Source organism: Streptomyces malaysiensis subsp. malaysiensis, from assembly GCF_040653035.1.
GTDB lineage: Bacteria > Actinomycetota > Actinomycetes > Streptomycetales > Streptomycetaceae > Streptomyces > Streptomyces malaysiensis.
The window spans coordinates 151115-169978 of sequence record NZ_JBEZNG010000019.1; the positions used below are offsets into that span (position 1 = coordinate 151115).

At 70.6% G+C, this 18864-nt stretch carries 17 protein-coding genes; 6 read left to right on the forward strand and 11 right to left on the reverse strand.

Annotation, left to right across the window (positions count from 1 at the left end; translation table 11 throughout):
• Position 1: 1 nt before the first annotated feature.
• The gene (locus tag AB0E24_RS31315; RefSeq protein ID WP_359382046.1) at positions 2-2716 is read right to left on the reverse strand and encodes a family 78 glycoside hydrolase catalytic domain; all 2715 of its coding nucleotides are present in this window, start codon (positions 2714-2716) and stop codon (positions 2-4) included.
• A gap of 225 nt (positions 2717-2941) precedes the next feature.
• Here AB0E24_RS31315 and AB0E24_RS31320 point away from each other — a divergent pair, with 225 nt between their 5' ends.
• Positions 2942-4075 (forward strand): hypothetical protein, encoded by a 1134-nt coding sequence (locus AB0E24_RS31320; protein WP_359382049.1) that lies wholly within the window; start codon positions 2942-2944, stop codon positions 4073-4075.
• A 70-nt stretch (positions 4076-4145) separates the two neighbouring features.
• On the opposite strand, the gene AB0E24_RS31325 is transcribed toward AB0E24_RS31320, so the two are convergent.
• The 3 genes from AB0E24_RS31325 to AB0E24_RS31335 all read right to left on the reverse strand — a co-directional run bounded on the left by AB0E24_RS31325 (position 4146) and on the right by AB0E24_RS31335 (position 7139).
• Positions 4146-5054 carry a class I SAM-dependent methyltransferase gene (locus AB0E24_RS31325; RefSeq protein WP_359382052.1) on the reverse strand — a complete coding sequence of 303 codons (909 nt, stop codon included), beginning with the start codon at positions 5052-5054 and terminating at the stop codon, positions 4146-4148.
• A gap of 95 nt (positions 5055-5149) precedes the next feature.
• Positions 5150-6253, reverse strand: a complete 1104-nt coding sequence (locus AB0E24_RS31330; RefSeq protein ID WP_359382055.1) for an NAD(P)-dependent alcohol dehydrogenase — start codon at positions 6251-6253, stop codon at positions 5150-5152.
• Positions 6254-6383: 130 nt separating this feature from the next.
• Positions 6384-7139: a (5-formylfuran-3-yl)methyl phosphate synthase gene (locus AB0E24_RS31335; RefSeq protein WP_359382058.1), complete on the reverse strand. Its 756-nt coding sequence runs from the start codon at positions 7137-7139 to the stop codon at positions 6384-6386.
• Between the two features lie 384 nt (positions 7140-7523).
• Here AB0E24_RS31335 and AB0E24_RS31340 point away from each other — a divergent pair, with 384 nt between their 5' ends.
• The gene (locus AB0E24_RS31340) at positions 7524-8231 is read left to right on the forward strand and encodes a GNAT family N-acetyltransferase (RefSeq protein WP_359382061.1); all 708 of its coding nucleotides are present in this window, start codon (positions 7524-7526) and stop codon (positions 8229-8231) included.
• A gap of 97 nt (positions 8232-8328) precedes the next feature.
• Here the strand turns inward: AB0E24_RS31340 and AB0E24_RS31345 are convergent, their stop codons facing one another.
• Genes AB0E24_RS31345 through AB0E24_RS31365 form a run of 5 tightly spaced genes read right to left on the reverse strand, consistent with a single transcriptional unit; the run spans position 8329 to position 12517 of the window.
• Positions 8329-8904, reverse strand: a complete 576-nt coding sequence (locus tag AB0E24_RS31345) for a hypothetical protein (protein WP_359382064.1) — start codon at positions 8902-8904, stop codon at positions 8329-8331.
• The gene (locus tag AB0E24_RS31350; protein WP_359382067.1) at positions 8901-10295 is read right to left on the reverse strand and encodes a hypothetical protein; all 1395 of its coding nucleotides are present in this window, start codon (positions 10293-10295) and stop codon (positions 8901-8903) included. The genes AB0E24_RS31345 and AB0E24_RS31350 overlap by 4 nt, the downstream gene beginning before the upstream one ends.
• The gene (locus tag AB0E24_RS31355) at positions 10292-11101 is read right to left on the reverse strand and encodes an ABC transporter ATP-binding protein (RefSeq protein WP_359382070.1); all 810 of its coding nucleotides are present in this window, start codon (positions 11099-11101) and stop codon (positions 10292-10294) included. Before AB0E24_RS31355 ends, AB0E24_RS31350 begins: the two co-directional genes overlap by 4 nt.
• Before the next feature lie 34 nt (positions 11102-11135).
• Positions 11136-11960 (reverse strand): zf-HC2 domain-containing protein, encoded by an 825-nt coding sequence (locus AB0E24_RS31360; RefSeq protein WP_359382073.1) that lies wholly within the window; start codon positions 11958-11960, stop codon positions 11136-11138.
• On the reverse strand, positions 11957-12517 hold the full coding sequence (locus AB0E24_RS31365) for an RNA polymerase sigma factor (protein ID WP_099016370.1): 561 nt from the start codon (positions 12515-12517) through the stop codon (positions 11957-11959). The genes AB0E24_RS31360 and AB0E24_RS31365 overlap by 4 nt, the downstream gene beginning before the upstream one ends.
• Before the next feature lie 132 nt (positions 12518-12649).
• On the opposite strand from AB0E24_RS31365, the gene AB0E24_RS31370 reads away from it, so the two are divergent.
• Positions 12650-13093: a MarR family winged helix-turn-helix transcriptional regulator gene (locus tag AB0E24_RS31370; protein WP_359382077.1), complete on the forward strand. Its 444-nt coding sequence runs from the start codon at positions 12650-12652 to the stop codon at positions 13091-13093.
• A 66-nt stretch (positions 13094-13159) separates the two neighbouring features.
• A complete protein-coding gene (locus AB0E24_RS31375; protein WP_099016372.1) occupies positions 13160-14023 on the forward strand; it encodes an SDR family NAD(P)-dependent oxidoreductase in 864 nt (287 codons plus the stop codon).
• A gap of 265 nt (positions 14024-14288) precedes the next feature.
• Here AB0E24_RS31375 and AB0E24_RS31380 read toward each other — a convergent pair whose 3' ends face one another.
• Positions 14289-14765, reverse strand: a complete 477-nt coding sequence (locus tag AB0E24_RS31380) for a winged helix-turn-helix transcriptional regulator (RefSeq protein WP_079153339.1) — start codon at positions 14763-14765, stop codon at positions 14289-14291.
• Positions 14766-14924: 159 nt separating this feature from the next.
• Here AB0E24_RS31380 and AB0E24_RS31385 point away from each other — a divergent pair, with 159 nt between their 5' ends.
• On the forward strand, positions 14925-16382 hold the full coding sequence (locus tag AB0E24_RS31385; RefSeq protein WP_079153372.1) for an MFS transporter: 1458 nt from the start codon (positions 14925-14927) through the stop codon (positions 16380-16382).
• 101 nt (positions 16383-16483) lie between these two features.
• A complete protein-coding gene (locus AB0E24_RS31390) occupies positions 16484-17428 on the forward strand; it encodes a ketopantoate reductase family protein (RefSeq protein WP_351383618.1) in 945 nt (314 codons plus the stop codon).
• Positions 17429-17650: 222 nt separating this feature from the next.
• Here the strand turns inward: AB0E24_RS31390 and AB0E24_RS31395 are convergent, their stop codons facing one another.
• A complete protein-coding gene (locus AB0E24_RS31395; protein WP_359382083.1) occupies positions 17651-18769 on the reverse strand; it encodes a saccharopine dehydrogenase family protein in 1119 nt (372 codons plus the stop codon).
• Between the last annotated feature and the right edge of the window lie 95 nt (positions 18770-18864).

Sequence of the window (18864 nt, forward strand, 5' to 3'; positions counted from 1 at the left end):
CTCAGCGAACGGTGAACGTCCAGGTCCCGGAGCCGACACGGTACGCCACCGCCTGCTCGCCGACCTGCGTCTTCCTCGCTTCGGCGGGGGCTTTAACATGATGGCCCCCGGTCGTCAGAGGCACCCGTACCACCGCGCGGCTGTTGGCCGGGATGGTGACGGTCAGCCGCAAGGTGCCCCCAGTCTTCTTCCAGCTGCTGGCCACGTGGCCACGCACCGTCTCCTGCGCGGCGGACACCTGGTCCAGGGAGGCGGGGATCCGTGGCTCGACCGCGATCTCGCGGTAGCCGGGCTCGGTGGGCCTGATGCCCGCGAGGACGGTGTAGAGCGAGGTGTTGACGCCGGCGAACATCGCGTGGTCATGGGTCTCCATCGAGGAGCGGTAGAGCCACTGCTCCCAGGTCGTTGTCGCCCCCTGGGCGAGCTGGAAGCCGAAGCCGGGGTAGGTGCGTTGGTGGAGCATGGTCATCGCCAAGTCGATCCGCCCGGCGCGGGCCAGCGCGTCGACCAGGTAGCGGGTGCCGAAGATGCCGGTGTCCACGTGGCTGTCGTCGTGCTCGACGATGGTGCGGGCGAGCCGGTCGCCGACGTCGGTCACCTTGTCGGCGGGCACCAGCCCGAACGCCAGCGGCAGGACGCTGGTCACCTGGCGTCCGCTGCCGTACGTATCGCCCGCTTCGTTGAGGAAGCGCGCGTTGAACGCGTCCTTGACGCGGTCGGCCAGGGCCGTGAAACGGCGCGCGTCCTGCCGGTGCCCGAGAACTCCCGCGGCCTTCGCCACCGCCTGGGCCTGCTGGTAGGAGAGGGCGGTGTTGACCAGGGACACCTCGCTGGTGCAGTCCCCGGCGGTCGGGCTGCCCATGCCGTCGTTGGACTGCGGCCCGTGATCGGGCGGGCACCAGTCGCCGAAGCCCTTGTCCGCGGGCCAGATGAGCCCGGGAACCTCGGTGGCGTTGCGGTCCACGAACCGCTTCATCTCCGGATAGGCCATCCGCAGCGCGATCCGGTCGCGGTACTGCTCGTACAGGGTCCAGGCCAGGGTGACCTGACCGCCGGCCATGTCGGGGTACTGCGCCTTGACGTCGTCGGAGGGCAGCGCGGTGCCCGGCGGCAGGTCCTGGAGATACTTCGCGTAGAAGCCACCCATGCCGAATTCGCGCGTCGCGGCGTCCCGGTAGGCCTGGACGTCCATGGCCGGAGGGGTGCGCTCGTCGCGCACCGGCGTATCGGTGGGCGTGCTCATGGAGTTGTTGAGGATGCTCCAGCGGTTGTTCCGCCAGATGTTGTTGAGCACCTCGCTGGAGGAGCTGAAGGTGCCGGTCGACGGCACATCCGCGTGGACGACGCGTGCGCGTACGTCCCCGAGGCCCGCCTTCCCGGGGAAGCCGGTCACCTCCAGATAGCGGAAGCCGTGGTAGGTGAAGCGCGGTTCATAGCTCTCGCGACGGCTCGTCCCCGCGAGGGTGAAGGTGTCGGTCGCCGCGGCATCCCGATTGGTGGCGGTATCCAGCGTGCCGTCGGCGTTGAGCTCCTCGGCGGTACGCATGGTGATGCGTGTACCGGCCGCACCCTCGGCGCTCAGGCGCGCCCAGCCGGCGATGTTCTGGCCGAAGTCGTAGACGTAGGTGCCGGGCCGGATCTCGGTCACCTTCCTCGGCCGCAGGGTGTCCACCACTCGGACCGGCGGCATGGTGTTGGACCGCAGTGCGCCCCGCGGCGCGTCGAGCGTGGACACGCTCTTCCAGGAACGGTCGTCGAAGCCGGACTCGTCCCAGCCGTCCCGCTCCTCCCGGGCGTCGTAGGACTCACCGTCGTACAGGTCATCCGCGGTGATCGGCCCGAGGGACCACTTCCAGGACGGGTCGGTGGTAAGGCGACGCCGGGTGCCGTCGGTGAAGGTGACGTCGAGCAGCGCGATCGCCTGCCGCTGACCATTCCAGCGGAAGCCGTATGGGCTGAAGTTCTCCCCGTAGCCGTGGCCCAGCCACAGGCCCACGGTGTTGCCGCCCTTGCGCAGCGCCTTGGTGACGTCGTACGTGTCGTACAGCACCCGCCGGTCGTAGGGCGAGTTCGCGGGTGCGAGGACGCGGTCGCCGACCTTGGCGCCGTTCAGGCGCAGTTCGTGGAAGCCAAGACCGGCCACATAGGCCCGCGCACCGGCCACCTCCTTGTCCAGGGAGAACTCCTTGCGCAGAAGGGGAGCCCCGGCCTGTGGATCGGATGGGCCGATCCACCGCGCACCCTCCCAGTCCTCGGGTGCGCGCAGCGCCGTCTCCCAGAAGGAGGGGGCACTCCACGCCGACGCTCTGCCGTGCCCGTCCCAGACGCGGACCTTCCAGTGGTAGCGCGTGCGCGGGCTGAGCCGCCGCCCGGCGTAGGACACCCCCACGGACTCGTCGGAGGCTCGTTTGCCGCTGTCCCAGACGTCGCCCTGATCGTGCGCCAACCGCTCGGCGGACGTGGACACCAGGATCTGGTAGGCCGACTGCATGGCATTGCGCGACTCGGTGTTCAGCTTCCACCCCAGCAGCGGGCGAGCGGCGTCGACTCCGAGCGGTTCGGCCCGGCCGTCGACGGTGGCGCCACCGACCCGGAGTCCGCTGTCGGCGACGGCGGTCGGGCTGCCGGTGACCAGCGCCGTGGCCAGGAGGAGCGCGGCGGCGCCAAGGGGCGCGAGCACACCTCGGGCAGCTGCGAGTCTGCTGCGTCGGAGCACGCTGAGACCACCTTCGCGGTCGGCGTCGCCCGGGTGCCACCCTCGGCGACTAAAACGATTCATTTACCGGGTTCGTTATAGCAGCGGCAACGAGACGCGGCTAGTGCGGAGTTGGTTTCTCCCCGCCACGTGGCGCACGACGGTCCTGTGACACCGAACCGTGGGTGTGTGCCGTTGAACCGTGAGCTGCTCCAACCGGCCGCCGCCTCATGTGAGGATGTGGCGATGGCATGGCTGAGGAAACCCAGCAGGTGGACGGTCGGGCTCGTGGCCGTGGCGGGTGTGGCACTGGGGATGTCCGCCTGCGGCGCGGGCTTCGACGACGGGGATTCCGGGGATCGCGAGACGAAGTACAAGCGTGTCATCGAGGACCCCCATCCACGCCCCGCCGATGTCATCGAGGCGGCCGGCGCACCCAGCGGTGTGGTCCGCGCGGACGACGGTTCGCTGCTCCTGACGTACGACGCCGGCAATGTCGAGGACGACGAGGGGCCGGCCGCCACCGCGTGGCGCATGGTCGGCCCCGGCGGCCGTACGGTCGCCGAGCACGCGGAACACACGGACGCGGAGGCGCCGCCGCCGGAGTTCAAGGGGATGCGCGGGGGCTTCGTACGGGTGCCGCCGGGGGAGGGGAGCGAGGGGGCGTACGCCCTCGACGTACGCGGCAAGCGGCACGAGGTCACCATCACCGGGACCCCGTCGCGCATCCGCCCCGGTGATGTCCTGCTCGCCGAACTGGAGCCGACCCTCATCTACCGCCCCGCCACGCGCACCGTGGCGCCCCCGGCCGGAGTGCCGGACGACGCCATTCGTTTCGCCGTCGATGAGCGGGGCACGGCCTGGAGCCTGGACCAGCCCCTGACCGAGGACCCCAACCGCGTCGTATGGCAGCGCGACGGCCACACCCTTGGCTCCACCGCCGTCCCGAAGCCGTACACGGGAGGCATCCTCGCCGCGCGGGGTGGCACCGCGGCGCTGTCCCTCACCCGGGGCGAGCGGGGGCGCGGTCTGTTGGTGACGATGGACGACGGCGGGCACTGGCGGACGGTCCTCGACGGCGGCATTCCCTGGCGGGACCTGGAGCGTGGCCCGGAGTCGCTGGTCCTGGAGTTGCTCGCGGACGGGCGGCTGCTCGTCGGCGAGGAAGGCGGCCGCTACTGGCTCGCCGACGACCGCGCCAACAGCGCCTTCCACGAGCTGAAGACGCCGGCGAGATTCACGTCGCTGACCGTCGACGGCACGACGCTCCACGGCATCGCGGACGCGACGACGGCGACGTACGGCCTGGTGAAGGGCGAGGGGCTCTGGATCTCTCGCGACGGCGGACACCAGTGGCACCGCCACGAACAGCGCGGATAGCGGTGGGGAACGGCCGGACGCCGGGTCCGGCCGCACCACCCCCTCGCCGTGCTCACCGCGGGCCGGCCCGCTACGGCCTGGGCTTGTCGGCGAACACCCACCGGTTGCCCGCCAGCGCGTCATTCTCCTCGGGCAGTGGCCCGCGTCCGTGCCGATGGGTGAAGTCGAAGGGTGTATGGACCGAGGTGGACCAGCCCTTGCCGGCCAGATCACCCGCGGAGTCGGGCCGCGGCTCGCGGGCGAACAGGTTGAGCAGGTCGATGCCGATCTGGTGTTTCGTCGCGGTGTAGAGCGGGCTGTCGCGGTATTCCAGCAGGTCCTTGTCCAGCTTGACCTCGAACGCCAGAGCGCTGCCTCCCGCGCTCAGCCGGTCGATCGCCTCGATGAGGTATGTCTCGGAGGCGTTGGGCAGGTAGAACAGCAGCCCCTCGGCCAGCCAGACGCTCGGTGCGGCCGTGTCGAAACCGGCGTCGGTCAGCGCGGTGACCCAGTCGGCGCGCAGATCGACCGGGATCGGAACGCGCGCCGCCTTCGGGGCGGCCGACAGCCCGTCGAGCACCTTGTGCTTGAACTCCAGCACACCTTCCCTGTCGATCTCGAAGACCACGCAGCCGGAAGGCCAATCGAGCCGGAACGCCCGCGAGTCCAACCCCGCCCCGAGCAGGACCACTTGGCGTGCGCCCCGCACATGCGCGGACCGGAGGAGAAAGTCGTCGAGGACCCTCGTCCGCAGACCGAAGTAACGCGCGAATCGCCCCCACAGCGGGTTCGCGTCGCCGTCCGGCACCTGCCGTATCCGGACCGGCCAGCCCGCGGACGCCGGTGCGGCCCGCACGAAGTGTTCCGCGTAGACGTCCCGTGCCAGGCTGTCGTGGCGGTGGGTCTCGATCGCCCGTGCCGCGGCGACCATGAGAGCGGTCAGGCCGACACCCCCTTCCACACCTTCCACGCCGGTGTTCCGATGCGCTGTGCCGACCATGTGGCCTCCCGTGGGGCGAGTAGAGAGCATGAACAGCGAAGAATGTGCATGAGGGGCATGAGGGGCATGAGGGGTCCGTGGTGAACGCGGGACGCTCATCGGCCCCTCCCCTCAGGAACCAGGACGGGTTTGACCACGCGGCCCGCCTCACAGTCGCGTTCGGCCTGGTTGATGTCGGCGAGCGGGTACGTACGGATCAGCTGGTCGAAGGGAAACCGCCCGGCCTGCCACAGCCCGGTCAGCCGCGGAATCAGCAGTCCCGGCACCGCGTCCCCCTCGCAGATGTGGGAGATCCTCCGGCCGCGGTCCAGCGTCCCCGGCTCGAGCGGCAGCGCGGTGTGGAGCCGCGCCACCAGGCCGAGGTGGCCGGTCGGGCGCAAGGCCCGCAGCGCGTCGTTGATCAGCTGGGCGGAGCCCGTGGTGTCCAGCGCGTACTGCGCACCGCCGTCGGTCAGCCGCGCGATGCGGCCGGGCAGGTCGGCCGATGCGGCGTGCAGTGGGATCGCGCTCAGCCGCTCGGCGAGGGCCAGCCGTTCGGGGTGCCGGTCGACGGCCACGGTCACCGCCCCGGCGGCGGTGGCCGCCATCACCGCGGCCAGGCCCACCGCCCCCGCCCCGAAGACCGCGACGCTGTCGCCGGGGCCGGCGCCGAAGGAGTTGAAGACCGCTCCGGAGCCGGTGAGGAAGCCGCAGCCGAGCGGTCCGAGGAGTTCGACGGGCAGCGCGGGATCGACCCGGACGGCGTTGCGGGCCGGGACCATCGCGTACTCGGCGAAGGAGGACTGGCCGAACCACCGGGGGGCCAATTCGGCTCCGGCCGCGTCGGTGAACCGCGCCGCGTTCTCCTCGCGCCCTCCGAAGAGGTTGAGCGTGGCGAAGGAGTCACAGTAGGCGGGGGCCGCGCCCACGCAGTTCCGGCAGCGTCCACAGGAGTCGAAGCTCAGCACCACATGGTCGCCGACGCTCAGGCCGGTGTTCGCGCCGCCCGTCTCCACCACGACCCCGGACCCCTCGTGGCCGAGCACCGCGGGCAGTGGTGAGCGGCCCGCCGAACGCCGGACCGCGAGATCGGTCCGGCACATCCCGCAGCCCGCGATCCGGACCAGGATCTCGCCGTCGGCCGGTCCCTCGCTCAGGATCACCTCCTCGATGGCGAATCGGCTCTCGTACGAGCGCAGCACCGCCGCACCGAACCTCATCCTCACCTCTCGTCCGGACGGTGCACGACGAACGGCCTGGGATTCCCGTAGAGCCCCCATGGCCCGCCCACGACGCCGGCACCGCTGTCCCCGGGGGTGCGACGGATCCGGCGTATCGGCATGCCGGCGGTCATCCCGCGGCGGCGACGGCGGCAGCGTATTCCCGGGCATGCCGGTCCATCTCCGCCCGGAAGGCGGCCACCAGGTGCGGCTGAATCCTGCCGGTGTCCCGGTCGCCTCCCTCGCAGACCGCCCCGCGCACCCCCACGATGTCCGTGCCGATGCGGGTCAGCGCGCCCAGGTCGCCCACCTTGACACTGCCCGCGAGGGCGGCGAGCAGACCGGCCTCATGCGCCAGCCGGACGAACTCCGCGCAGACGTCGTGCGGAACGTGGTCGAACAGCCGGGTCCCGTCCTTGATCGCGGTGTCGAGCATGGCCGCGTCGGAGCCGGAACGGCGGGCGATATCGGGCACCGCGAGCGGATTGACACAGCCGATCCGGTGGGCGTCGGCGTAGCCGGAGGCGACGACGAACGTGTCCGGCCGATAGTCCTTCACCGCCCGAACGACCCCTCGCATGACATCGACGGCCTGCTCGGGCGTGGTGCATCCGTAGAGGCCGACCTTGATATAGGTGGCTCCCGAGACCGCCGCACCCAGCGCCGCCTGGGCCACCGTGCCGGGCTTGTACGGTACGTCTCCCACGGTGGCGGACACCGGCTTGTCCGCCGGGACGACGTCGCGGATCTGCCGGATGACCCATGGGAAGTTCGCGCCGAGTGAGCCCTCGTCGGGCTTCTTGACATCGACGATGTCGAGGTGCTCTGCCGCCCTTTCGCAGTCGAGGGCCTCCTCGACGCTGTCCGGGGAGATGAGAAGCAACAACGTGGGTTCCTTCCACTGCATGTCCACCCGCCGAGGGCAGGCATGCGGAGTCGTTTGGATCACGCGCGGTCTGCTCATCATTGCGGCGGCCCATGGCCACCGGCAGGGCGCGCGGAGTCCGAAAGGGTCACTGCCAGGAGTGTTCACGCCCCCCAGTGCGCCTTCTCCGCCGGTTCGAATCAGCCGCGGGCACGATGCACGTGGCCGATTCGCCGCTTCTCTCTTTTACGGCACCCTTTTACGGCACCGAGCCGTTGTGCGGCATCCTTCTGTTCGGGTCCGGCCCGTGTGGAGGGCCGGGGCGCCGTCCACGGGGGTGCTCATGATGTCGTGCGTCCTGTGGTGACGGGCGTCCGCGTACGACAGGAAAGGGACAGCTCGACGATGAACCACGACGACCTGGCACTGGACGATCCGGTGGGTCAGTCGCTCCGCGGCCGGCACGCGCGTTTCGCCCGCCGACTCGGCCGGGCCGCCACTTACCAGCCGGAAGTGGCGACCTTCTCCGCGGTGTCCGCCGACCCGGACGCGGCGGAATGGGCCGACCTGGCCGGGTTGCTCGGGCCGGGCGAACTCGCCGACCTGTTCAGCTGTCCGGCCGCCGCGCCGCCGGACTGGGGGCCGGCCTTCCGCCTCGAGGGCCGCCAGATGATCCGGCCCGGCATGGCCCGGTCCGATCGCCGCCATACGGAGACCGGGACCGATGCCGGTGTGGTCGAACTGGGCGCGGACAGCGTGCCCGAGATGCTCGACCTCGTCGCGCGGACCCGGCCGGGTCCGTTCTGGCCGCGCACCCATGAACTCGGCACCTATCTCGGCATCCGCGACAACGGCACGCTGGTGGCGATGGCGGGGGAGCGGCTGCGGCCTCCGGGCTGGACCGAGATCAGCACCGTATGCACCGCGCCCGAGGCACGAGGCCGGGGCCACGCCGCACGTCTGGTCGGTGCGCTCGCCGCCCGGATCGCGGCCCGCGGCGAACGTCCCTTCCTGCACGTGGCCGAGACGAACACCGGCGCGATCGCGCTGTATGAGCGGCTCGGCTTCACCACCCGCAAGCAGGTGACCTTTCGGGGGTTCCGCACACCGTGATGGCTCCGGGCCTCTGAGCGCCGCCTGAACCGAGAGGCCGGGCGAACGGCCACCAGCCGGAGCAGCATGGTCACCCGCTCCGGGGCGCCCGCGGTTCTCATCGTTTCGGTCCCGCCGCGGCGTAGAGGACCGTGCCGGCGATGAGCAGGATGAGCGCTGTCCATGTGCCCGCCGCCGTACCGGGGGGCAGCAGCGGCCAGCCGGCGATTCTTCCGGTGATTCCGGTGGGGGCCGGGACGAAGAGGGCGAAGGCGACCCAGCCGAGGAGCGGGACCCAGGCATGGGACGCGCCGCATACCGCCGCGCCCAGCCCGGCGAGGCCGGCCATGCCCGCACTGTCGCGGATGATGAACGCGGCCGGAGCGAGTTCGGAGCCTGCCGCCTGGGAGGCCATCAGCCCCGCGCCGATGAGCGTGCCGATCAGGAGTATGTGCGCCGCTCGACGCGGGGCCCACCGGATCGCGGCCGTTCGTTCCAGTGCGACGTCCGGGCCCCCGAGTCCGACCGCGGCCGTGGCCACTCCGGCGGCGAGGACCAGGGCGGCGATGCGGGGGCCGGCTGCCAGGCCCTCCTCTCCTCGGGTGAGGGTCCACACCACCAGCAGGATGAGTGTCAGAGCCGCGGCTGAGGCCGGTGCCTGCCGGGACCGCGCGTACAGCATCAGCCATCTCATCGGGCCGTGTCCCCCGCCAGCACGTTCATGCCTTCGTATGTGCAGGACACGGCCTCTTCGTGCGCCGCGGCGATGCGGGCCCGCTGGTCGGCCGGCGTCGCCGCCGCCAACTGCTTCCAGACCGTTTCAGCCCGCTGCCAAGTGGCGCGCGAGTACCGGTCGTCGGCCTTCTTTTCCAGCGGTTCGAGGTCGCGGTCACCGAGCGCCCAGCTGACGGTGACGCTCTGGAAGGCGGTCTCTTCCAGGGAGCCGCTCTCCCGTCCGGAGCGTGGATTGCAGTTCGGGGCCAGGCCCTGCCCGATCAAGTAGCGGGTGAGATGGTCACCTGTCGCTCGCTGGAGCAGCGGGTCCTCGAAGTCGACGAGCAGGGTGTCCGCAGAGCGGTGAGGGCTGTCACCTATAGCGCGCAGGGCGGTGTCTTCGTGTATCGCGGCCGGTGCCCGGTCGCCCAGAACATCGCGCAGGACGCGCAGCGCCTCCTCGCCCTGGGACGCGAGTGCGGGCAGAAGGGACCGGTGTGTCCGGGTGACGCAGACCTTGCCGTCGCAGACGCGAGCCGCGGCGTCCTTGTCGATGACGTAGGTGGACCGTGCGTCGGCCGGGAGGACGAGCAGGGCGAGGGCGGCGCCGGCCAGCACGGGGGCCAGTGCCAGCAAACGGGCCCGGTGGCTCGCGGCGATCAGCAGGGCGAAACCCGTGGCGAGCAGGCCCAGCAGCCAGAGCGTCTGACCGACGTGTACGGAGCCGGAGAGGGTCAGGAGCACTTCCCGCGGCTCCGCCAGCGCCGGTGACAGCAGGGACAGCCGATTCGGAACGAAGCCGGTCGGCCGTTTCCCATCGGCGTTCTGTTGCAGCAGGATGGTCGCCGCCAGGCAGGCCACCACCAGCGCAGGCGGGGTGAGCACCGAGGGCAGGGCACGGGCGACGCCCATGCCGAACAACGCCCCGGCGACCAGTGCCAATGTGCCCACCAGCGAGATCGGCACCCACCCGGGGTGGGTGTAGGTGGTGTCGCCCAGCGCCACCTGGACGGCGCCCCACAGGACGAGGAGGCCGAAGCCCGAGGCCACGGCGAGTGCTGTGGCTCCCGCCGGGAGCAGCGCCCGCCTCCAGGCGGGCCGCGGCGTGGTGCTCAGCAACTCGGTCATCCTCGACCGCGAGTCCCGCAGTCCTTGCAGCGCCCCGATGCCCACGACGATCGGCCACAGGTAGTACAGGACCGTACGGGTCAGCAGCGCCATCGATGTCCACTGCGCCGTCCACCCCTCGGAGCTCTGCCACCAAGATCCGCTCATGAGGTAGATGAACGCCAGAGCGCCCACCGGAACGAGCACACCGGCCACCGGCGCGGCGGAACGCTTCAACTCGGTACCCAGCACACGGCCGTTCACCAGGCGCCCCCTTCCGGCCCGGAGGTGCTCAGCACCGCCGAATAGCCACGTTCCAGAGGGCTGTCGCCGGGGTGCTCGGAGCTGCCCGCGGCGGCCAGCTCATCCAGGGTGCCCTGAAACACGAGACGGCCGTCGGCGAAGAGGATCACGTCGGAGCAGGCCGCCGCGACATCCTCGACCAGATGGGTGGAGACGACCACGCACGCCTCGCGGCCCAGTTCCTGCAACAGTTCACGAAAACGCAGCCGCTGCGCCGGGTCCAGACCGACCGTCGGCTCGTCCAGCAGCAGCACCGTGGGATCGTTGACGATGGCCTGGGCGATACCGACCCGCCGAACCATGCCGCCGGACAGGCTTTTCATCCGCTGGTCGGCGCGGTCCGCCAGGCCCACCCGCTCCACGGCCCGCTGCACGGCGGCGGGGATGTCCTTCTTCGGCACCTCCTTCAGCCAGGCCATGTACTCGATGAACTCGCGCACGGTGAAGCGCTTGTAGTACCCGAACTCCTGCGGGAGGTAGCCGATCCGGCGACGCAGGTTCCGGTGGTCACCCGTGCTGCTCACAGAGGTCCCGAAGAGTCGCAGATCGCCCGCTGCCGGGCTCAGCACGGTGGCCAGCGACCGGATCAGCGTGGTCTTCCCGGCTCCGTTGGGTCCGAGGAGGCCATGGGTGCCCAGGCTCAGCGAGAGGTCGAGGCCGTTGACGGCCATCTTCTTGCGTCCGGCTCTGACCTTCAGGTCCATGGCCTGGATCTCCCAGGCGTAGGTCTTCGGCGCGAGGTCGGCCGCGTTCGGCGCGGGCGTCATACGTGGTTCTGCCTTTCGGAAGTGGTGGCTTTTCTCATGATCGGTGAGGGTCTTTCAGCAGGGAGTAGGCGTCCTTGCGTACGAGTACGACGCCGGCGCCGAGGGCGAGCAGCACCCCCCAGACCGGCAACCGCTCCGGTTGGAGGACGAGCGGGGCACGATTGGTCACCAGGGCGGGCGCCAGGATCAGGACCGCCCATACGGACCCCAGCGCGGCGGCCGCGAGGCTGATGTCCATGACGCTGCCCAACGCCAGCGCCGTCGTGGTGAAGGCCAGAGAGGGCAGCAGCCATTGCGCGACCGTCACCCCGGTCAGCCATCCGCTCAACAGCAGCGTGGGGACGAGCAGGGCCAGCACCGCGGTGGTGCGGCGCAGCAGCAGGTTCAGCCCCGCTCGCGGGGTGGACACCACCAGTTCATGCGCCGGGTCCAGGCTGCGGGACCAGGCGGTGGCCACGCCGGCCAGGGGCAGCACGGGGGCCAGCAGCAGGACCAGCGGCACACTCCCGAAGCCAGGCGCCGCGACGTCGAGCAGGAGCGCGACCAGCGGCAGACTGACGATCATGACCAGCCATGGGCCCATCACCGGTGTCACCCAGGTCGGCAACCGCGCCCAGCGCCGACGCCGGAACGGCATCGGTTCGACGTTGTCCAGCCGGGACTCCAGGCCGCTGCGCACGGAGCCGAGGAGAGTGACGATGCCGGGGGCTTCGACGGCGACGGCCTTCGCCAGCCGGTCCCGGCAGTACCCGCATGTCTCCAGATGTGATTCCAGGGCCCATAGTTCGTCGACGGCGATACCGGTCTCGCCACGTGCGTAGTCGTGGATGAGCCGACTCGAGGCATGTTCCGGGCTCATGTCAGCGCCTTTCGCATCGCGGTCCGCGCCCGGCGGGCACGGGTCTTGACCGTGCCTTCGGGCAGTCCAAGCAGAACGGCGGTCTCTCTGACGGAGAATCCGTCGAGCACCATGGCCTCCAGCACCTGTCGGAGTTCCGGTGCCAAGTGCCGCAGCGCGTCGCCCACTTCGCCACCGACGGTTCCGGCGAGCGCCACCTCCTCGGCCGCGGGCGCGGGAGCCTGTTCCGCGGCCAGGGGCGGCGGTTCGGCGTGATGGGCCCGGGACCGGAAGGCGTCGATGAGGCGGCGGGCCGCGATGGTCCAGAGCCATCCGACGGCCGTTCCGCCGATTGAGCTGCCGCCGAACGCTCCAGCCGCACGCCACACCGACAGATACGTCTCCTGCATGACTTCGGCAACGATCTGCTCGTCCACGCAGCGGCGCCGCAGCCTCACCGCCAGCCATGGCGCCGTACGCCGGTACAGCTCGTCGAACGCCCCGCGGTCCCCCTTGGCGACCAGCCGGAGGAGGCGTTCCTCGTCCAGCTCGTGCGGGGCTCTCCTGAGTGATCTCACACCTACCAGACGCCACGATCAGCGCTCGGGTTTTCTTGTTCGAGTGGCCTGCGTCACATTTCCGTGGAGCGGGGAGGTCGGCCTCCGCTTGCCGTGGTTGACCTCTCTTGCTGTATATGCAACATTGGAGGGGTGAGTACTTCTTCCATCGACGAGATCGTGGGCGACTGTCTGGCGGTGCGGGTCCGGCTGATCGGCCGGGCTCTCACAAGCCTCTACGACAGCGCTCTGGACGGTCATGGGTTGACCATCGCTCAGGTCAACCTTCTGGCCGCGTTGGGCAAGGTCGGCCCGTGTCCGCCATCGCGCCTTGGTGACGTGCTGCAACTGGAGAGGTCCACGGTCAGCCGAAATTTGAGTCTGCTGCTGAACCACGGCTGGGTCGAGGCCGTGTCGGCTGATGCCAAAGGCATGCGGGAGGTGGCGCTCACCGCCGCCGGACGGGCCAAGATCGAGTCCGTGATGCCCGAGTGGCGGCAGGCTCAGCGGCAGGCCGCGGAGCTTCTCGGAACGGCGGGCGTGAGCGCGATCCAGGGGATCGCGAGCGGCATGGGGTACGCCCCGGCGGGCGCCTAGGGAAACGGGCGGGCTGAAGCGCGCCTCAGCGGCGCATGTTGTATATACATCACGAAGGGAAAGCGCATGAACGCCGACTTCACGCACAAGGTGGTACTCGTCACGGGCGCGTCACGAGGCATCGGCAGGGCCGTGGCCTTGGCCTTTGCCCGGGAGGGAGCGACGCTCGTGCTCGCGGCCCGGTCGGCCGATCGACTCGCTCAGGTGGAGAGCGAAGCTCGCGATCTGGGTTCGGAGGTGCTGTCGGTGCCGACCGATGTGACCTCCCGCGATGCTGTGGCAGCCCTGGTGGACGCTGCGATGGACCGGTTCGGAAGGATCGACGTGCTGGTCAACAACGCCGGAATCGGGAAGGTGGGGGCCATCGAATCGGCGGCGTTCGAGGACGATGTCCGCCAAACGCTGCAAGCGAGCCTCTTCGGGATGATCAACGTAACGCGGCGCGTGCTCCCGGTACTTCGGCGACAGGGGTCCGGCGCGATCGTCAACATGTCGTCCGTGATGGGGCGCAAGGCGTTTTCTCGCTTCGGCTCATACGCGATCGTGATGCACGCGGTCTCCGCGTTCTCCGACAGTCTTCGCCAGGAGGTGGCCGGCGGCGATATCCAGGTCTCGGTGATCCATCCGGCGCTCACCGCCACCGACCTGTTGAAGGAGGCGGAGGAAGCGGAGATGCCTCCTCCGTTCCGACACATGACTCCGCTGTCATCGGAAGACGTCGCGCGCGCCGTGGTGGTCGCGGTCCGGCGCCGGAGGCGACGTGTCGTGTTGCCGCGGACGGCCAATATGCTGCTGCTCGGCGAGGCGTTGTCGCCTCGCGTCGGCGACGTGATCGCCACCGCTCTGACGCGGCGGCCCATCGCCAGAGTGCTCGGGATGAGCCGCGGGAAGACCTACCACGAAACGATCGCGAGTCACCCGAGCCTCTAGGGCCTGTCCGGGGTTGTGATCTGGATCAGGGAGCGGGGCGTGGTGCGTGCGATCGCAAGGCGCCGGAAGGCCCTCGTAGCGGAGCTACTAGGGCGTTTCGGCAACGCGGCGAGAGGGGGCACCTCCCAGCGGTAGCTGGGGGAGCGTGCCACGCCCCGCGAGCCCAGATCACAACCCCGGACAGGCCCTAGACGACCCCGGTGTGATCCAGGGGCGGCATGGCTCATCGGCGAGGGCGGAGCCGTTGTCGCCGGGAGGGTCCGGGTCAGTCGGTGGGGCCCGCCAGGGTCCAGCCCGTGACGGTCACCTCGGGGTGCACATCGCGGGGATCCACGTTCTCGCCACAGCTTTCGCAGACGGTCCGCGGTACGAGTTCATGGTCGTGGTGGCGCATGCGCATCGGGGGTGAGGCCACGGCCCAGCGGTCTCCCCAGCGGAGCAGTTCCCTGACGACGCCCACGAGGTCCCGCCCGGCGTCGGTGAGGTAGTAGCCGTCGTGCCGGGGATCGTCCGGCAGCGGGTGCCGTGTCAGCACACCCGCGGCGACCAGGTCCTTCAGACGTGCGGACAGGCGATCGGTGGGCGCGCCCGTGTTTCTGGCGATCTGCCGGAACCGGTGGTTTCCGAGCATCACCTCGCGGACCGCCACCAGTGCCCACCGGTCACCGACCACCTGGAGCGAGGCGGCGATCGAACAGGGGCGTCCGGTCATCTCGTGCGGATCGATGCGTTTCGTTGTCACATCGCCAGTATCACACCGGGTGCTTTGGTTACCAAAGCCTCGATTGCCGGGGCGGGCCGGCCCCGGAAGGCGGGCGAGAGGGCGGTCGGTGCGGCGCGGACGCCCGTAAGCCTGCCCAGTGATTTGAAAATCAAACCGTATTGTGTTGGGGTGGACCTCATGGCAAGGGTGATTGGAATATCAAAGCAGAGACTCGCCGGAGTGGTGATCCTGCTGGCGGTCTTCATGACCAACCTCGATCTGTGGATCGTCAATGTGGCCCTGCCCGCGATGGGCGCGTCGTTCTCGCCGGGACAGGGGAACGCCATCACGCTCGGCTCCTTGTCCTGGGTCCTCAACGCCTACGCCATCGCGCTGGCCGCACTGCTCGTCGTGGCCGGCCGGGCCGGTGACCGGATCGGGCAGCGGCCCGTCTTCCTCGGCGGCGTCACCGTCTTCACGCTCGCTTCGCTGGCCTGCGCCCTCGCGCCCGACCTGTGGGCGCTCGTACTGGCCCGTACCGTGCAAGCGGTCGGCGCCGCGGCCCAGCTGCCGACCTCCCTGGCTCTTCTGCTGGCCACCGTGCCGGCCGAGGGCCGTACCCGCGCGACCCGGAACTGGGCGGCCATCGGCGGGCTCGCCGCCGCGGCGGGACCGGTGGCCGGAGGTCTGCTGGTCCAGGTCGACTGGCGCTGGGTCTTCGTGATCAACGTGCCCATCGGTATCGCCACCGTGGTCGCCGGCCTCCTGGTGCTGCCGCGGACCGACGCTCGGGAGAGCGGGCCGCTGCCCGACATGCTGGGCGCGCTGCTGGTCACGGTCGCGATCGCGGCCCTGTCCGGTGCTCTGGTCCAGGCACCCGACTGGGGGTGGCTGGATGGCAGGACCGTCCTGCTCTTCGTGGCCGCGGTGCTGAGCGGAGTGGCGTTCGTCCTGCGCTCTGTCCGGCACAGTCACCCGCTGTTCGAACTGGACCTGTTGCGACTGCCCCGGTTCGGTACCGCGAACGCGGGGACGTTCGTCTTCGGTGTCGCCTTCGCGATCATGCTTCTGTCGAACGTTCTGTGGTGCCAGGAGGTCTGGCACTGGAGCGCGGTGCGCACCGGTCTGGCGATGGTGCCGGGGCCGGCCCTGGTGCCCGTCGTCACCCTGCTCACCGCGCGTGCGGCCCAGCGGTTCGGGCACGGCCCGCTGATCGCCGCGGGCGGACTGCTCTTCGCCGCCGGCATGCTCTGGCGGGCCGGCTTCGCCTCCGCCTCGCCCGACTACTGGGTCGACCTGCTGCCCAGCATGATCATGAGCGGAGTCGGGGTGGGCCTGGCGCTGGGCACGCTGGTGGCCGCGGGGGTCAGCGCCCTGCCGGGGCACCGCTCGGCCACCGGGTCCGCCCTGGTCAACTCCGTGCGGCAGATCTCCGCCACCGTGGGGGTCGCCATCCTCGTCGCCGTCGTCGGGTCCCATATCGGGCCGTCCTCCCGGCAGGAGTTCCGCGTCTCCTGGCTGCTGGCCGCGTGCCTGAGCCTGCTGTGCACGTTCGTGGGCGTCCAGCTCACCCGTGGTGCCGCCCGGGACCGCGCGGCCCGGACCGCGACGGCCGACAATGCCGGTATGGCGCACTCCCGGGCCGACGTCCACTGACGGCGCGGCCAAAACCGCCAGGAGAACCGCCCCGCGGGCGGTGAACACGCAGGTGAACACGCAGGTGAACACGCAGGTGAACACGCAAAGGAACGCTTCCCATGACACGGATCCTCGTCGTCGGCGCCGGAGCCACGGGTGGGTACTTCGGGGCCAAGCTGGCCCAGGCATCCCGCGACGTCACCTTCCTGGTGCGGCCGGCGCGCGCCGAAGAACTGAACAGCAAGGGCCTGCGGATCTCGGCCGGCGGTGAAGCCGGCGAAGTGGAGCGGCTGCGTCCGAAGCTGGTGACCGCCGCTGACCTCACCGGCCCCTACGACCTCGTCCTCCTGTCGGTGAAGGGCGGCGCGCTCGACGCGGCCCTGCGCGACGTGGCCCCGGCCGTGGGAACCCACACGGCGATCATTCCGTTCCTCAACGGCATCGACCACCTGGACGCGATCGACGCCCGCTTCCCCGGAGCGGTCCTGGGAGGCGTCGTCAAGATCGAGGCGCAGCTTGCACCGGATGGAACGATCACCGTGGGCGCGTCCACCGCGAGCATGGAGATCGGCGAACTCGACGGAGCGGATACGCCGAGGCTGCGGACGGCCGCGGCCGCGTTGGGGGCGGCCGGATTCGATTTCCAGGTCTCGGGCGAGATCCTCACCTCGATGTGGCACAAGTGGGTCTTCATCAGCGCCGCCACGGTCATCACCTGTCTGGCCCAGGCCACCGTGGGAGAGGTGGCCGGTGTGCCGGGCGGCCGGGAATTCGCCGCGGCCGTCCTGAAGGAGCCCGCGGCCGTCTCCGGCGCGGCCGGTCATCCGCTGCCGGAGGCCGCGCAAGCGGGTCTCCTGGCCACGCTCTCGCAACAGGGATCGCCCTTCGCTCCTTCCATGTACCGGGACGTGGCGCAGGGACGCCCCACCGAGGTCGACCACGTGTTGGCCTCCCTCGCCGCACAGGGCCGGCGGTACGGACTCACCACTGAGCTGCTCGACGCCGCCGTCGTCCGCCTCAGGCTCCATGACCGGCATGTGCTTGCCGCCCGCGACCAGCACTGAACCTGGGCGGGGCGGCGCCCGTCCGTACCCGCGGCTATGGCGAGGACCTCACCATGCTGGTCACGGTGAACGTCCGAAACTGAGCCGGTTGCTTGACCGCCGAGGTCGAATCGCTCTTCTACGGCAGCCGTTACGCGGTGCGGGCGGGCGTGCCCGAGCGGAAGCCATCGCGCCCGGGAACCATTCGAACCGGACCCGCGGGATGGCGGGCATCGGTGCTGGTCAGTCCAGGACGAAGGTGCCGCCCGCGGCCGTCGCCAGGTCGGGCCCGAGGGCGGCCGCCGGCGTCCAGGCGCCGGGGATGCCGACGCCACGGGCCAGCAGTTCGGTGACGGTGGCGGTGACGTCGGCCGTGTAGTCCATGCCGTCGCCGGCGCGGAGCCATCCTTCGCGCCGGGTGCCGTCCGCCCACTCGACGACGGCGTGCCCCCACGAATGCTCGCGCGGACGGGGCGTGGCCTTCTTGATCCGTACCCGGCCGAGCTGGTTGACGGCGAGGCGTCGCAACGCGGGAACGGACAGCAGACGGCCCAGCGGCGGGAGCAGGGCACGCATCAGCGGAGAGGTCGGCGCGAGAGCGGAAGTGGCGGTGACGAACGGCGCTCCGCTCACCGCATGCGCCGCGATGAGCTCGCCGGACGCGACCCCCGCCGACTTCGCCGACTCCCCGTCCGGGAAGGCGAGTCGCCGCGGGTCGGCGCCGAGGCGCGACGTCACCAGCCGCCCGTTCTCGTACCGCCGCCCGCCGGTGGTGAGCGCGTCCACGAGGCTTGCCGCAAGTGCGGCGCCGAGCACACCCGCCTCGACGGCCACCGAGGCCACGGAGTCGACCCGCGCCCGGTGCGGCGCGGGCCGCCCTTCGCACAGCTTCGCCACCACCGCCTCCGTCGCCAGCACACCGAATCCGGCGCCGGTGACCAGGGTGCTGCCCGCCCGCACCGCTTCGTCGTGCAGGGCGAGCAGCCCCGCCACGGCGACCACGTCGTTGGCCTGGTCGACGTAGTGGCCGCCGGGCATGCAGGCGCGGGCGATCACCGGTGCCGTGGTGGCGTAAGCGCCCATCGTGTTCACGACCACCCGTGGGCGCTCTCGCATGATCTCGTCCGCGATCCGCTCGGCCGAGTCGGCGACGACGATCTTCATGTCCCCGGGCAGACCGGCTTCGGCCCCGGCGGCGACCATCCGCTCCCGGCTGCGCCCGACCGGCACGACCGTCAGCCCCCGCGCGGCCAGTCGCGCGGTCACGCCCCGGCCGACCCGGCCGGTCGCCCCGACTATCCATACCTCGTCGTTCGTCCTGTTCTCGTCTGTCGTCCTGCCGGTCCCGCTGATCTCGGTCATGTGAACGTCACCCTGCCTGCTCCGGGCCGCACCGGGGACGGGCGTCCCCGGTGATGACACAGTGTGTCGTGAGTGCAGGCTAACACTGACGACAC

Excerpts from the sequence above, each read along its gene's own strand:
- AB0E24_RS31320 (WP_359382049.1), top strand. The coding sequence starts at position 2,942 with ATGGCATGGCTGAGGAAACCCAGCAGGTGGACGGTCGGGCTCGTGGCC.
- AB0E24_RS31325 (WP_359382052.1), bottom strand. The coding sequence starts at position 5,054 with ATGGTCGGCACAGCGCATCGGAACACCGGCGTGGAAGGTGTGGAAGGG.
- AB0E24_RS31330 (WP_359382055.1), bottom strand. The coding sequence starts at position 6,253 with ATGAGGTTCGGTGCGGCGGTGCTGCGCTCGTACGAGAGCCGATTCGCC.
- AB0E24_RS31340 (WP_359382061.1), top strand. The coding sequence starts at position 7,524 with ATGAACCACGACGACCTGGCACTGGACGATCCGGTGGGTCAGTCGCTC.
- AB0E24_RS31345 (WP_359382064.1), bottom strand. The coding sequence starts at position 8,904 with ATGAGATGGCTGATGCTGTACGCGCGGTCCCGGCAGGCACCGGCCTCA.
- AB0E24_RS31355 (WP_359382070.1), bottom strand. The coding sequence starts at position 11,101 with ATGACGCCCGCGCCGAACGCGGCCGACCTCGCGCCGAAGACCTACGCC.
- AB0E24_RS31360 (WP_359382073.1), bottom strand. The coding sequence starts at position 11,960 with ATGAGCCCGGAACATGCCTCGAGTCGGCTCATCCACGACTACGCACGT.
- AB0E24_RS31375 (WP_099016372.1), top strand. The coding sequence starts at position 13,160 with ATGAACGCCGACTTCACGCACAAGGTGGTACTCGTCACGGGCGCGTCA.
- AB0E24_RS31385 (WP_079153372.1), top strand. The coding sequence starts at position 14,925 with ATGGCAAGGGTGATTGGAATATCAAAGCAGAGACTCGCCGGAGTGGTG.
- AB0E24_RS31390 (WP_351383618.1), top strand. The coding sequence starts at position 16,484 with ATGACACGGATCCTCGTCGTCGGCGCCGGAGCCACGGGTGGGTACTTC.
- AB0E24_RS31395 (WP_359382083.1), bottom strand. The coding sequence starts at position 18,769 with ATGACCGAGATCAGCGGGACCGGCAGGACGACAGACGAGAACAGGACG.